General features: G+C 60.8%; 11 protein-coding genes and 1 pseudogene. 5 read left to right on the plus strand and 7 right to left on the minus strand.

Annotated features, from left to right (window positions below; genetic code table 11):
- Positions 1–64 precede the first annotated feature (64 nt).
- The 3 genes from O2S87_RS06965 to O2S87_RS06975 all read right to left on the minus strand — a co-directional run bounded on the left by O2S87_RS06965 (position 65) and on the right by O2S87_RS06975 (position 2,344).
- Complete coding sequence (locus tag O2S87_RS06965) at positions 65–715, minus strand: alpha/beta hydrolase (RefSeq protein WP_475408078.1); 651 nt, start codon at positions 713–715, stop codon at positions 65–67.
- A gap of 83 nt (positions 716–798) precedes the next feature.
- Positions 799–1,869: a hypothetical protein gene (locus tag O2S87_RS06970; RefSeq protein ID WP_475408079.1), complete on the minus strand. Its 1,071-nt coding sequence runs from the start codon at positions 1,867–1,869 to the stop codon at positions 799–801.
- Between the two features lie 19 nt (positions 1,870–1,888).
- The gene (locus O2S87_RS06975) at positions 1,889–2,344 is read right to left on the minus strand and encodes a FlaD/FlaE family flagellar protein (protein WP_475408080.1); all 456 of its coding nucleotides are present in this window, start codon (positions 2,342–2,344) and stop codon (positions 1,889–1,891) included.
- Positions 2,345–2,559: 215 nt separating this feature from the next.
- Between O2S87_RS06975 and O2S87_RS06980 the strand changes: the two genes are divergently transcribed.
- The 4 genes and pseudogenes from O2S87_RS06980 (at position 2,560) to O2S87_RS06995 (ending at position 5,470) form a co-directional block, all read left to right on the plus strand.
- Positions 2,560–3,255, plus strand: a complete 696-nt coding sequence (locus O2S87_RS06980; RefSeq protein ID WP_475408081.1) for an HD domain-containing protein — start codon at positions 2,560–2,562, stop codon at positions 3,253–3,255.
- Positions 3,256–3,340: 85 nt separating this feature from the next.
- Positions 3,341–4,642 carry a M48 family metallopeptidase gene (locus O2S87_RS06985; protein WP_475408082.1) on the plus strand — a complete coding sequence of 434 codons (1,302 nt, stop codon included), beginning with the start codon at positions 3,341–3,343 and terminating at the stop codon, positions 4,640–4,642.
- A 1-nt stretch (position 4,643) separates the two neighbouring features.
- Positions 4,644–5,057 (plus strand): GIY-YIG nuclease family protein, encoded by a 414-nt coding sequence (locus O2S87_RS06990; protein ID WP_475408083.1) that lies wholly within the window; start codon positions 4,644–4,646, stop codon positions 5,055–5,057.
- Positions 5,058–5,129: 72 nt separating this feature from the next.
- Positions 5,130–5,470 (plus strand): annotated as a pseudogene (locus O2S87_RS06995) (hypothetical protein).
- A 50-nt stretch (positions 5,471–5,520) separates the two neighbouring features.
- On the opposite strand, the gene gltB reads toward O2S87_RS06995, so the two are convergent.
- Both gltB and proS read right to left on the minus strand, forming a co-directional pair.
- On the minus strand, positions 5,521–10,065 hold the full coding sequence (gene gltB / locus O2S87_RS07000; protein ID WP_475408084.1) for a glutamate synthase large subunit: 4,545 nt from the start codon (positions 10,063–10,065) through the stop codon (positions 5,521–5,523).
- A 208-nt stretch (positions 10,066–10,273) separates the two neighbouring features.
- Entirely contained in the window at positions 10,274–11,743 is a 1,470-nt protein-coding gene (proS, locus tag O2S87_RS07005; protein WP_475408085.1) for a proline--tRNA ligase, read from the minus strand.
- A gap of 146 nt (positions 11,744–11,889) precedes the next feature.
- Between proS and O2S87_RS07010 the strand changes: the two genes are divergently transcribed.
- Positions 11,890–12,084: a cold-shock protein gene (locus O2S87_RS07010; protein ID WP_256396407.1), complete on the plus strand. Its 195-nt coding sequence runs from the start codon at positions 11,890–11,892 to the stop codon at positions 12,082–12,084.
- A gap of 121 nt (positions 12,085–12,205) precedes the next feature.
- On the opposite strand, the gene O2S87_RS07015 is transcribed toward O2S87_RS07010, so the two are convergent.
- Together O2S87_RS07015 and O2S87_RS07020 are read right to left on the minus strand one after the other, a co-directional pair.
- On the minus strand, positions 12,206–12,565 hold the full coding sequence (locus O2S87_RS07015) for a group I truncated hemoglobin (RefSeq protein WP_475408086.1): 360 nt from the start codon (positions 12,563–12,565) through the stop codon (positions 12,206–12,208).
- Positions 12,566–12,606: 41 nt separating this feature from the next.
- On the minus strand, positions 12,607–13,107 hold the full coding sequence (locus O2S87_RS07020) for a macro domain-containing protein (protein ID WP_475408087.1): 501 nt from the start codon (positions 13,105–13,107) through the stop codon (positions 12,607–12,609).
- Between the last annotated feature and the right edge of the window lie 31 nt (positions 13,108–13,138).

Raw genomic sequence — 13,138 nt, forward strand, 5'->3', positions numbered from 1 at the left:
TCGGTATAAATACAGTTCGTAGCAGTACTGAATAGCTGGCTCCGAGTGTCACAGCTGACGGTCGCTACTGTTGTTCGACAAAGTCGACCAGATCGGAGAGTTCCCCAGGACTCACGCCGTGGGGTGCGTCGTACAGGTTGTACGTGACTGCTGCACCCAGCTCTTTGAATCGTTCAGCAGCGGCCTCGGATCTGGCCGCAGGGATAATCTGATCGGCACTGCCGGCGGCGACGAAGACGGGTTTGTCGACGATCTCCTCGGGGTCGAGCTCACGGTGCGATTCGGGGAGATAGCCGTGGAGGGCGACGACCCACGCGAAGTCGGCGGGCGATTCCAGCAGCAGCGAGAGGCTGGTGATCGCGCCCTGACTGAAGCCGAGCAGTCCGAGTCGGTCGACGTCAAGATCGTAGGCTTCGGCGGCGGCGCCGACGCTCTCGACGATCAGTCCCAGACTCCGCTCGAAATCCGCCGGGTCGGGCTGGCTCTGGTGGAGCCCGCCGGCCGAGAGATCGAGATCATACCATGTGAACCCACCCTGAAGTCGGTCGGGTGCTCGGAGACTCACGATGTGGTACTCATCGGGAAGCTCCTTGGCAATCGGCAGCAGATCCTGCTCGTTCGCCCCACGGCCGTGAAGAACGAAGACTGCGGGCGCTGGCCCATCGGTCGGTGTTTCGGGTTCGACATGGACGTGTTCAAGCGGAAAGTCTGACATACAGGCCGTTGGGAGCCTACACGTTTAAAATAAAAGTAACACCGGTGTCACCGGTCGACTGGTAGTTCGGAGGCGAATCCCGATTACAGGTTCTCGGCGAGTCGCTGGGCGATCCGCTGTGCGCCCTGGGCCGCGGCGAGGTCCGGTCGATCGGCCGCGACGACGGTGATGTCGCGGTCGAGTTCTTCGGAGAGTCGCTCCTCGAAAACGTCCTCAATACCTGGGATACAGGCCATCCCGCCCGTCAGTGCAATCGGCTTGCCGAGGGCGATCTGGTATGGTTTCATGTGGGTGTTGGCCAACTCCGAGAGGAAGTTGTTGGCGATCTCGTCGACCGCCTCGTCGACGTACTCGTTGAGCGGTTCCATCACACTGCGCGTGATCGTGAACTCGTGGGAGCCGCCGCCGGGCTGCTGAATGACGTCGGTGAACGGTTCGAAGTCGACGAAGTCGCCGTGGTTTTCTTTATATTCGCGCGCGGTGGTCAGGTCGATGTTGACCCGGCCCTGAGTCTCTTCTTCGACCGCGTTGGCGATCCGGCGGTCGACCTCGCCGCCGGTGACCGCGCCGGTCGAAAACGGTTCGAGCTGTTCGGCGTGGCGGTAGGCACAGGCTTCGAGGTTCGTCGAGCCCATGTTGACTGCGATGAACACCTCATCGATCGCTTCGAGCCCGTCGCCCATCGCTGGCACTGCGCCGCAGAGCGACTCGGGGAAGCTTCGGACGAGCTGTTTGCCGATTGGGCTGTTCTCGATGACTTCAGTGAGGTTTTCGAGCCCCTCGTCGTTGTCGATCGTCGGAATCGCGTACACGACAACGCTGTCTTCGGGAATGTCTTGTGCGCGAACGAGTTCGGTGAAGAACTTCGCTGCCAGTGCCGCGCGGTCTTCGTCTTCAGGAAGGCCGGACCGGAGCATGAACTCGACGGTATCGGGGTACTCCTGAGCGGCCTGTTCGCCGTACAGCACCTTTTCCTCGCCGGTAAGTGCGTCCTTGTAGGTCGCCAGACAGGTGAGTGTCCGGACGGTTTCGACCTCGCCGTTTTTCGGATACTGGAGTACCGTTCGTGTGCTGCCGAGTTTGACCCCCACGGGGGTTGTTTCGCGTGCGTCGCTCGTGCCGTCAAACGCGCCGTCTTCGGTTTCGTCTGCCATGATTAGGTAGTGAGATGGGTCACGCAAGTGAGGCCAGTGTTGCGACGTACAGCAAACTCAGACGATGGTCGCCAGCAGTAAACGATCGGTCGTGTGTCGGCTCGGCGAATCGGTCGACCGATCCAACGAGGTCGGATTCGACACTGTGTGTGATCCACCGGAGCTGTCGGTAGTAGGCGACCGCCTGTTTCGTTCGGTCGTGTCCACCAACGCGGACGAGAAAATCCAGCCACTCGTCACGAAGTCCATCGGCGAGCGTCGACTCCGGAAGCGCCGAGAGAAACGGTCGCGAAAGCTGGTCGAGTTGCTGACGTTCTGACTGGAGCGCGAGCAGCTGGCGGAACTGCTCGTCGCGAACCGAGTCGTCCGGCTTGCGCGCCGACCCCGTTGCTCGCGACGGCTGGTCGTCGACCGGCTCTGCACCGGCCAACTCCCGCAGTTCGGACGCGTCGTACTCCCGTGGATTTACTGTCATCGTCTGTGGGCTGCTGTGTCGTCGGGTGGTCACCCGCGTCGTGCCCTGAACAACAGTATCTCATGGATGAATATCAGCATTCTGGTGAATGCCGAACTCGCCTTCCAGCGAGTCCAACTGGTTCGGCTTGGTTACGGTGTCGTAACGCCTAAGGGTCAAACGACCGTTTTAGTGGATAATGAACCTACCTATTAGTCCTCCAGGGAGGTGGCCCCATGGGAATTGAGATCAAAGAGTCAGGGGTCACAGACCACGAGGTCGCCGAGATGGAGCAGTTCGTCTACGATTATCTGTCAGCGAGCGTCCAGACCGAAGACGACGGCGGCCGAATGCGCTGGTACCCGTGGCACAGCGCTGACTACCGGTTCAACCACATCAAAAACGTCGTCGACCTCGCCAGAGAGATAGCTAAAAAAGAGGGTGCAGATCTGGATGTCGTTACGGTCGCGGCCATCTTTCACGACATCTCGAAGCTGGAAGCTCCACAGGACATTCACGCCGAAGAGGGAGCCAGCGTCGCCCGCGAGTATCTCACGAGTCGGTGTGAGTTTCCCCAGTCGTTCATCGAAGAGGTGTGTGCGGCTATCGAGGCGCACTCGCACCATGGCTCGTTGAGCGACCTTTCGCTGGAAACCCAGTGTCTGATCGAGGCAGACATTCTCGACAAGATCGGCGCCAACGGTACGGCGCTCATGCTGTTGCGGATGGGCTACGAGGCCCGAACCCACATGGATGCTGCCCGGATGGTCGACCGTGTGTTCCAGCGCGGCAAGGACCATGTCGAACGGCTCGAATCGGATACCGCCGAATCGATCGCCCACCAGCGACTCAAGCGCGTCAAGTGGTTCCGCGAGTGGCTCGAAGAGGAGGTCGCCGAGATGGACACCGAGCGAGATTCCACCGAGAACTGAGCCATAGACTCGGGAAGAACGGTCGAGTTTTTACGCCGATGGAGACACTGTTTAGGCCAGCCAGCGCCTTCGTGAACACAGAGTAATGCAGTCTCCAGAGTTCCATATCGGGTTTATCAGCCTGCTGGTCGGCACACAGGTGTTTTTTACCGCACTGTCGGTACTCGACGTTCGCCACGCCGACCGGCTCGTCGACCGTAAACGCGAGTGGCTCGCCGAAACCCTCGATATCGACGACCCCGACGAACTCCGTGGCTACCACCGACTCACCACGGCCTTCTCGGAGCTTCAGTCGTGGCTCGGCCTCGTCGTGCTCCTGATCGTGCTGTACGCTGGCGCGCTCGACTGGGCGGTCGGACTCCTCGCCGCGACCGGGGTGTCGACTGTCGTTCAGGGCATCCTCTTTTTCGGCGGCCTCCTTGTCGCCGCACAGCTGTTTTCGCTCCCGTTCAGTATCGTCTCGACGTTCGGCATCGAGGAGGTGTTTGACTTTAATCAACAAACACCTCGTCTGTTCACCCGCGACAAACTCGTCACCGTCGGTATCTCGCTCGTTTTCACGACAATTCTCGGCGGTGCGGTGCTCACCTTTATAAGCGCGCTGCCGACGCTGTGGCCGCTGGCCGCCTGGCTGCTGTTCGTTGCCTTCTCGCTCGTCATGCAGATTCTCTACCCGCGCGTGATCGCCCCGCTGTTCAACGAGTTCGAATCCGTCGACGAAGGCGAGTTGCGCGAGGCCGTCGAAGACGTCTTCGAGCGGGCGGGATTCAGTACGAGCGAGATCTACACGATGGACGCTAGCCGCCGCTCGACGCAACTCAACGCCTACTTTATTGGGTTTGGTCGGACAAAGCGAGTCGTGCTGTTCGACACCTTGGTCGACTCGATGGCGATTCCCGAACTCCAGGGTGTTCTCGCTCACGAACTCGCCCACTGGAAGGAAGCCCACATCTGGAAACAGTTCGCCGCCAGTGCGGTCAGAATGGGGATCGTTTTCGGGGCTCTCGGACTGCTCGTCTCTTTCGGCCCGTTATATACTGCGTTCGGGATTCCCGAGACGGCGACCTACGCGGGGCTCCTGCTTGCGGTCCTGATCGTCGGCCCACTGCTCCAGTTCACCGCACCGCTTTCGAACAGGCTCTCGCTGAAACACGAACGCGAGGCAGACGCCTTCGCGGCCGATGTGATGGGCCCGAGACCAATGGTCGACGCACTGGCTCGACTGGCGAATGAAAACCTCGCTAACCCGTTCCCACATCCCCTGTACGCGACGTTCCACTACAGCCATCCGCCGATCCCCGAACGAATTCGGCTGCTGCAGGAGCGCAGCGATGGCGATGAAGGAGCGAGAGACAGCGATGGAACCGCTGGAGTAGCCGCCGACTAACATGGCCGACGCAGGGTCCTACGTTCTCATCGTCGACTGCGAGCGGTCGACCACCATCGACGTGGGCGCGCTCGGGTCGCTATCGTTCGAGGCTGGCTGCTACGCCTACGTTGGCAGCGCGTTCGGTCCTGGTGGGCTCTCGCGTGTCGACCGCCACCGCCGGACTGCGGCCGGTGATCACAACGTTCGACACTGGCACGTCGACTACCTGCTGGGGTCGGACGCGACCCGGCTGGACGCTGTCGAAACGTTTCCCGACCGCGACATCGAATGTGCGTTAGCGCGAGCCTACTCGGAGGCAGGATGTCGACGCGTCGACTCGTTCGGGGCCTCCGACTGCGGCTGTGTGAGTCATCTGTGGGGACCGGCCGACGGATCGATGCTTGCTGCGGTATGTCACTCGATCGGAGAGTAGTGATTGGCTACCGATCGTACAGCGACCGACTGAATATGTGCGGTTTTGAGGCTTCGATGGTGAACGCGAGTAATGCTCCGTCGACAACTCGGAACGAGCCTGTATGCCGGGCTCTTGTTTACCGTCCTCGGGCTCGTTTCGTGGGCAAGCGTCCAACCGTTTATCTTTCCGAGTCTCGGTCCGTCGGCGTTTATTCTCGCCTCTCGATTATCCTCACGAGTTGGGGGATGTTCGCTACGGACCTCATTCACGCGCCAGCCTGTGTGACGACGCTGATGGCCTCGCTCGGTCTGCTCTCAACGCCGATTCAGGTCACCATCATCGTCGTGAGCGTCGTCATCCTCGTCGAGTTTCACGCTGGCGTGCTCGTGGTGTTTAAACACCTCGTCGGAGGCACGCATCCGCGTTACTGAGTGGGCGAATAGCGCGAATCAAACCCGAGAAACGAAAACAGACCGGCTGCTCAGTCGTCGCTCGAAACGGCCTCGGCGTCGAGTTGGGCGTCGACCGCGGCCGAGGCGGTTTCTGGCAGTTCTTCGCGCACGTCGTCTGCGCCCTCGTTTTCGATCACGTTGGCGTAGGCGTCTGGGAAGACGCGAACGAAGTTCCCGAGTTCGGCCGCCCAGTCGTCGAGCAGTTCAGCCGCCCGCTCGCTCCCGGTGTACTCGGCGTGGTTCTCGATCATCCGCGTCAGCATCCGTTCGTCCTGAGCGGTGAGTTCCTCGGAGAGTGTCGCCATGCCCGTGTTGAGCTTGGATTCGAACTCGCCGTCGACGTCGTAGACGTAGGCGACACCACCGGACATTCCGGCGGCGAAGTTCCGGCCCGTCTCGCCGAGCACGGCGACAACGCCACCGGTCATGTACTCACAGCCGTGGTCGCCAACGCCTTCGACGACCGCCTTGACACCGGAGTTCCGGACGCCGAAGCGCTCGCCGGCGACGCCGTTGATGTAGGCCTCCCCCTGGGTTGCCCCATAGAGCGCGACGTTGCCGATCAGGATGTTCTCGTCGGCCTCGTAGCCCGCGGTCTCGGGCGTCTGGACGATCAGTTTCCCACCAGAAAGGCCCTTGCCCACGTAGTCGTTTGCCGCGCCGGTGAGATCCATCGTCACACCCGAGGCGAGAAACGCCCCGAAGCTCTGGCCCGCGATCCCGTCGAACTTGATCGAGATCGTGTCGTCGCCGAGCCCTTCACCGCCGTAGCGGCCCGAAATCGTATTCGAGAGCGTTGCGCCGACCGCGCGGTCGACGTTGCTGATCTCGTGGTCGAGTTGGACGCGCCGACCTGATTCGAGCGCGGCGTCGGCCTCGTCGATCAGCTGCCAGTCGAGCTGGGTCTCGATGTCCTCGTGGTCCTGTTCGCGGACCTTTCGGCGCTGGTCGCCCGCCGTGGGCGCGATGACCGTCGACAGATCAAGATGTTTGGCCTTCGGATGGTCGGTCTCGCGCTGGCTGAGAAGTTCGGGCCGTCCGATCATCTCGTCCAAGGACGTGAAACCGAGTTCGGCCATGATCTCGCGTAGTTCCTGGGCCATGAACGTCATGTAGTTGATGACGTGCTGTGGCTGACCCGGGAACCGGTTGCGGAGCTTTTCGTCTTGGGTGGCGACGCCGACCGGACAGGTGTTGGCATGGCATTGCCGGGCCATCACACAGCCCGCGGTGACGAGCGCCGCGGTCCCGAAGGTGTACTCCTCGGCTCCGAGCAGCGCGGCGATCGCGACATCGCGGCCGGTTTTCATCCCGCCGTCGGCCGAGATCTTGATCCGGTCGCGGAGGCCGGTCGCACACAGCATCTGGTTGGCTTCGGCGAGTCCGAGCTCCCAGGGGAGCCCGGCGTTTTTGATCGACGTCTTCGGCGAAGCCCCGGTCCCACCGGAGTCGCCGGAGATGTGGACCACGTCGGCCTTCGCTTTGGCGACACCCGCGGCGATCGTTCCGATCCCTGCCTCACTTACGAGTTTGACGTTGATGTCCGCCTCGGGGTTGGCGGCTTTCAGATCGAAGATCAGCTGTTTGAGGTCCTCGATCGAGTAGATGTCGTGCAGCGGTGGCGGCGAAATAAGGCCGACCCCCGGCGTTGCATACCGGACATGCGCGATCATCTCGTTTACTTTTCGACCGGGGAGATGGCCACCTTCGCCGGGTTTCGAACCCTGGGCCATCTTGATCTGAATCTCCTCGGCCGAACTCAGGTACTGGGAGGTGACGCCGAAGCGACCGGAGGCGACCTGCTTGACGTTGCACTCCTTTTCGGTGTCGAAGCGTTCCGGTGGCTCGCCACCCTCACCCGTGTTGGATTTGCCACCAATTCGGTTCATCGCCATCGAGTTGACCTCGTGAGCCTCCGGCGAGAGGCTCCCGAGACTCATCGCCGCAGTCGAGAAGTTCGTGACGATCTCGTGAACCGGCTCGACCGCTTCGAGCGGAACCGACTCACGATCCGAACTGAACTCGAGCAACCCACGAAGCGTCTGGAGGTTCTGGGTCTGTTCGTTGATCAGGTCGGCGAACTCCGAGTAGCGCTCGTAGTCGCCGCTTCTGACCGCCTGCTGGAGCGTCCCCACCGTCTTCGGGTTCCACTGGTGGTAGATTCCCGACGAGCGGTGTTCGTACTCACCCTGGGTTTCGAGTTCGGGGTCGACACCGAAGCCGACCGTGTGGCGGGTCCGTACATCGTCTTCGATCACGTCGAGACCGATGCCTTCCGTTCTGATCTCGGTGCCCTCGAAGTACTCGGCGATCAGATCGGAGCTAAGCCCGACAGCCTCGAAGATCTGGGCACCCTGATACGATTCGACCGTGGAAATACCCATCTTGGCCATGATCTTCAGTAGGCCGTGTTCGAGCGCGTTGATGTAGCCCGCGATGGCCTCCTCTTCGTCTGCGCCGTCGGGTCCAGCACAGAGATCCGAAATCGTCTGATAGGCTAGATACGGGTTGACCGCGCCCGCGCCGTAGCCGACCAGCGTGGCGAGGTGGTGAACTTCGCGTGGGTCGCCCGACTCGATGACGAGGCCGACGTCGGTCCGCAGTCCGTGGCGGACGAGGTCGTGGTGGACCCCGCCAGTCGCAAGGAGGCTCGGAATCGGAATCCGCCCCTCGCCCGTATTGCGATCCGATAGCACGATGATGTCCGCACCCGCCTCGATTGCCTCACGGGCGTCGGCGCGAAGGCGCTCGATAGCGTCTTCGAGATCCGTCTCGGGATCGTACGTCATCTCCAGGGTCGTCGACTCGAAGCCGTCGGCGTCTCGCGAGAGATCCTTGATCGAGGCGGTCTGTTCGTCGGTGAGAACAGGTGAGTCGAGAACGAGCTGGTGGGCGTGTTCGGGCGTCTCGTCCATCAGATTCCGCTGCTTGCCGAGCCGCGATTGGAGGCTCGTGACGAGTTCCTCGCGGATGTAGTCGATTGGCGGGTTCGAGACCTGGGCGAAAAGCTGTTTGAAATAGGTGAACAGCGGTCGGTTGAACTCGCCGAGCACCGAGAGGGGCGTGTCGTCACCCATCGAGCCGACCGGGTCCTTGCCCTGGTTGGCCATCGGTTCGAGCAGGTGGTTGAGCTGGTCGGTCGTGTAGCCGAAGGCCGCCTGGTGGGCCCGAAGCCCGTCGACGTCGTCCTGTGGTGCGAGACTGTCGCCCGCGATGTCGTCGAGATCCTGTTGGTGTTCGTCGACCCACTCGCCGTAGCGGTCGTCGATGAGTTCGTCGAACACCTCGGCATCGGGGATGACGCGACCCTCCGCTGGGTCGGCAACGAAGATCTCGCCGGGCTGGAGTCGACCGCGCTCGGTAATCTCGCTGGGTTCGGTGTCGATCGCGCCGACCTCGCTGGCGACGATGAGGCGGTTGTCCTGAGTGACGTCGTACCGGCAGGGTCGCAGCCCGTTGCGGTCCAAGACGGCCGAGATCTTCTCGCCGTCGGTTGCAGCGACGAGCGCGGGGCCATCCCACGGCTCGATCAAGCTGGCGTGGTAGTCGTACCACTCGCGACGTTCGGGGTCCATCCGATCGTCGTTCTCGTGGGCTTCCGGGATTAGCATCCGGAGAACGTGCGGGAGTTCCCGGCCCGAGTGAAGCAGGAGTTCGACCGCGTTGTCGACGCTGGCCGTATCCGACTGGTCGGCTTTCGTGATCGGCTTGAGCGTCTCGATGTCCTCGCCGAACGCCTCGTCTTCGAGCGCCGACTCTCGGGCGCGCATCCAGTTGATATTTCCTCGAATGGTGTTGATCTCGCCGTTGTGGATGATCTTGCGGTACGGGTGGGCGAGATGCCACGCGCCGAGCGTGTTGGTCGAAAACCGGGCATGGACCAACACGAGCGTGCTCTTGATTCGCTCGTCGCTCAGATCCGGATAGTACGTTTCGAGCTGCTCGCTGGTGAGCAATCCTTTATATACGACCGTTTTGCGGTCGAGCGAACAGACGTAGAATCGCCCCGCGCCTTCGATCTCGTCGACCGCAGCCTCGATCTCCTTGCGCGCGAGGTATAGCGCGCGGTCGAACTCGTCGGTCGACAGTCCGTCAGGGGCGACAAATACCTGCCACGCGTCGGGCTCGGAGTCGACGGCGGTTTTGCCGAGTTCGCTGTTGTCGGTCGGGACGTCCCGCCAGTCGATGGCTTCGAGATTGTACTCGGCGAGCGTTGCTTCGAACAGGTCGACGATGTCGGCGCGAACCGCGTCGTTTTGCGGCATGAAAACCGAGCCGACCGCGTACGTTTCAGGGAGATTGCCGACGACGGCCTCGAAAAACTCGTCAGGCCGCTGGATGGTGATTCCAGCCCCATCGCCGGTGTTTTTCTCTGCGCCCGTCGTGCCGCGGTGTTCGAGATTACAGAGCAGTTCGATCCCGTCTTCGACGACGCTGTGAGAGGCACCGCCGTCGAGGTCGACGACAGCCCCTACACCGCAGTTCGATCGCTCATCAGTCGGGTCCGCAAGCCCAACTGTCCCATCGTACGCGTGTTCATCACGCGCATGGGTATCACTGTGTGGCTTGGTCATACATGGACAGAACAATCGGTGAAATAAATGCCTACTGATGAAGGGATAAGGGTTCCTTACCCACATATTAGGAAGTTGAAGGTCATTGATCTTCATAGTACTACATAAATTATAATAGCGAGTTACTGTACGCCGTGGCGAACAGATAGGACACGGTGTCGACGAGACTGCCGAACACGAACGAGCGTTGGTCAGCGATGGCGGGACGTCAGTAGTTTTTCGCGAAATACGCCGTCTGGGTCGCGGGCTCGTCACAGATCGCACATGTGTCGCTTTCGTCGACCGCCTCGTCGTCGTCAAACGGACACATGACGATCTCCGCAGAGAGTGGTTCTTTGATCGGCTCTTCGCAATCCTCGTCGCCACACCACGGCACTTTGACGTAGCCGTTGTTCGGCCCAAGCGTGCCGAGAATCTCCTCGCGTGAGTTTGCCTCACGGACGTTCTCCTCTAAGTTTTCTTCGGCAGTGGCGTACAGTTTGGCGTACACCTCGTCGAAGTGATCGTGGACCGTCTCGGCGATCTCCTCGCGGGGTTCGACCGTCGACTCGCCGTCCGGCCGATGGACCACGGTGATCTCGTCGTCGTCGACCTCGTGGGGGCCGATTTCGAGTCTCACGGGAACGCCCTTGAGCTCCCACTCGTTGAACTTGAAGCCGGGGTTGCGCTCGTCGCGGTCGTCGAGTTCGACCCGGATGCCCGCGTCGACCAGGTCGTCGTAGACACCCTCGGCGTACTCAAGCACGTCGTCTTTGGTGTCCTCCTGCCAGATCGGGACGATGACGACCTGTTCGGGCGCGACGGTTGGGGGCAAAACGAGCCCTTGGTCGTCCGAATGCGTCATGATCAGTGTGCCGATCGCACGCCACGACAGCCCCCACGAGGTGGTGTGGGCCGGTTGGGTTTCCTCGTCTTCATCGGAGAAGGTGATGTCGAACGCCTCGGCGAAGGAGGTGCCGAGGTGGTGGCTGGTACCTGCCTGGACGGATTTGCCGTCCGGCATCAGTGCCTCGACTGTTGTTGTCGTGTGCGCGCCGGGGAACTTGTCGTGGTCGGGTTTCTGGCCCTTGAGTACGGGAATCGCCAGCAGATCCTCGTACAGTTCGGCGTACTGATCGAGCCGGGTCATCGTCTCATCCCACGCCTCGTCGTGGGTCTGGTGAGCCGTGTGACCCTCCTGCCAGAGGAATTCTTTCGTCCTGAAAAAGGGCTTCGTCTCTGTTGCTTCCCACCGGACGACCGAGCACCACTGGTTGACTCGCATCGGGAGATCACGGTGGCTGCGGACCCACTGAGCCATGTACGGCGCGATAATCGATTCGCTCGTGGGGCGGACCGCGAGTCGCTCTTCGAGTTTCTCGTGGCCGCCGTGGGTGACCCACGCCACCTCAGGGTCGAAGCCTTCGACGATGTCCTTTTCGCGTTCGAGGTAGCTTTCGGGGATCATCATCGGGAAGTAGGCATTCTGAACGCCCGTCGACTTGAATTTGCGATCGAGTTCCTGTTGGATGTACTCCCAGAGGGCGTACCCGCGCGGGCGCGTGACGATGAACCCGCTCATGCCTTCGGGGCCGTAGTTTGCGAGGCCAGCTTTCTGGACGACTTCGGCGTACCACTCGCCGGTGTTGTACTGTTTACGTTCGGTAATACCGAGGTCTTGGTCGCTATCGCTACTCATTGGCGAATCTCCGTCCAGCGGACAAATAAACTCGGTGTGTTCACGCTGGTCTACTCACACCCTAACTGACCTATCAGGTTACCAACGGTCGTGGTACCACGTCTCGGAGAAGTCTTATCCGTGGGTGGGCCATACGTTTGTTTGCAATGGCACACGGTAAAGTTGACTTCTTCAACGACACAGGTGGCTACGGTTTCATTTCGACTGACGATTCTGACGACGATGTATTCTTCCACATGGAAGATGTCGGCGGCGAGGATCTTACAGAGGGCGAGGAGATCGATTTCGATATCGAACAGTCTCCCAAAGGCCCACGAGCGACCAACGTCGTTCGTAACTAACTGACTACACTGTCGCCTTCGGGCGACACTGCAACACTTCATTTTTGAGCGTCCTACACACGAGAGCCGATCGGCTGCGCGTTTAATGACTTACCCTCGATAGCGGTGGCCTTGGTCGACCTTACCGATCGAGCACGGCGTCTTCATACGTTGCAATCACCGAGAGAATCTCGCTTCGTTGGGCCTCATTGACGCCGTTTTGGACGAGTGCCTGCTCCAAATAGTCGACGAGTATACTGAAATCCACCGGTGAGATGTCGAGGCTTGCGTGGGCTTCTCGCATCTCCCTGCCGGAGTAGTCGGCCGGACCACCAGTGACCATACTGAGAAACTCCGTCTGGTGGGTTCGAAGCGAGTTCATATCCGTCTCATCGAAGTACTCACGGAGCTGTTGGTCGTGACAGACCATCTGGTAGAAATCCCGCACAACACCCTCGACGCCCTCCTGCCCACCGATGGCTGCGTACAGCGACTCCGACATGCGTTACAGTACGATACGAATAGCGGTTATAAATAGCTGTGTTAGATTCGTTCTGCGACCTTCCGAACCATCTCGTAGTCGGCGTCCGAGTACGCTATTACCCGAACATCCTGTACCGTCGACGAGGTGTAGTCGTCGACCACCGAACAGACCAGCTCCGCTCCACGCTCGAATCCGAATCCAGCTGCGCCGGTTCCCAGGATCGGTATCACGAGCGACTGACAGCCCAGTTCGTCCGCCTTTTCGAGTGCGTTTTCTGTCGCGGCCTGAATACTCTCTTCGGTGGCCCTGCCGTCTCCATAGTGGGCCATTGCTGCCGCGTGAATCACGTACTCCGCGTCGAGGTCATAGGCGTCAGTTACCACGACTTCGCCGAGGTCGACCGGGCCCTTGTCTATTGCTTCCTCGTTGAGTTTCTCGCCCGCGGCGCGGCGGAGTGCACCGGCGACGCCGCTTCCCATTCGAAGACTCGTTCCGGCCGCGTTGACTAGTGCATCGGCGCTCTGGGCGGCGATATCGCCGTGGACCACTGAGAACTCCATATCAGTAGTTGCTGGCTACATCCCCGTAAAC

The sequence above is a fragment of the Halohasta sp. A2 genome, assembly GCF_056175805.1.

Bases quoted from the DNA above. Each gene is read 5' to 3' on its own strand.
- O2S87_RS06985 (WP_475408082.1), top strand. From the start codon at position 3,341: ATGCAGTCTCCAGAGTTCCATATCGGGTTTATCAGCCTGCTGGTCGGC.
- O2S87_RS06975 (WP_475408080.1), bottom strand. From the start codon at position 2,344: ATGACAGTAAATCCACGGGAGTACGACGCGTCCGAACTGCGGGAGTTG.
- O2S87_RS07015 (WP_475408086.1), bottom strand. From the start codon at position 12,565: ATGTCGGAGTCGCTGTACGCAGCCATCGGTGGGCAGGAGGGCGTCGAG.
- O2S87_RS06980 (WP_475408081.1), top strand. From the start codon at position 2,560: ATGGGAATTGAGATCAAAGAGTCAGGGGTCACAGACCACGAGGTCGCC.
- gltB (WP_475408084.1), bottom strand. From the start codon at position 10,065: ATGACCAAGCCACACAGTGATACCCATGCGCGTGATGAACACGCGTAC.
- O2S87_RS06965 (WP_475408078.1), bottom strand. From the start codon at position 715: ATGTCAGACTTTCCGCTTGAACACGTCCATGTCGAACCCGAAACACCG.
- O2S87_RS06970 (WP_475408079.1), bottom strand. From the start codon at position 1,869: ATGGCAGACGAAACCGAAGACGGCGCGTTTGACGGCACGAGCGACGCA.
- proS (WP_475408085.1), bottom strand. From the start codon at position 11,743: ATGAGTAGCGATAGCGACCAAGACCTCGGTATTACCGAACGTAAACAG.
- O2S87_RS06990 (WP_475408083.1), top strand. From the start codon at position 4,644: ATGGCCGACGCAGGGTCCTACGTTCTCATCGTCGACTGCGAGCGGTCG.
- O2S87_RS07020 (WP_475408087.1), bottom strand. From the start codon at position 13,107: ATGGAGTTCTCAGTGGTCCACGGCGATATCGCCGCCCAGAGCGCCGAT.
- O2S87_RS07010 (WP_256396407.1), top strand. From the start codon at position 11,890: ATGGCACACGGTAAAGTTGACTTCTTCAACGACACAGGTGGCTACGGT.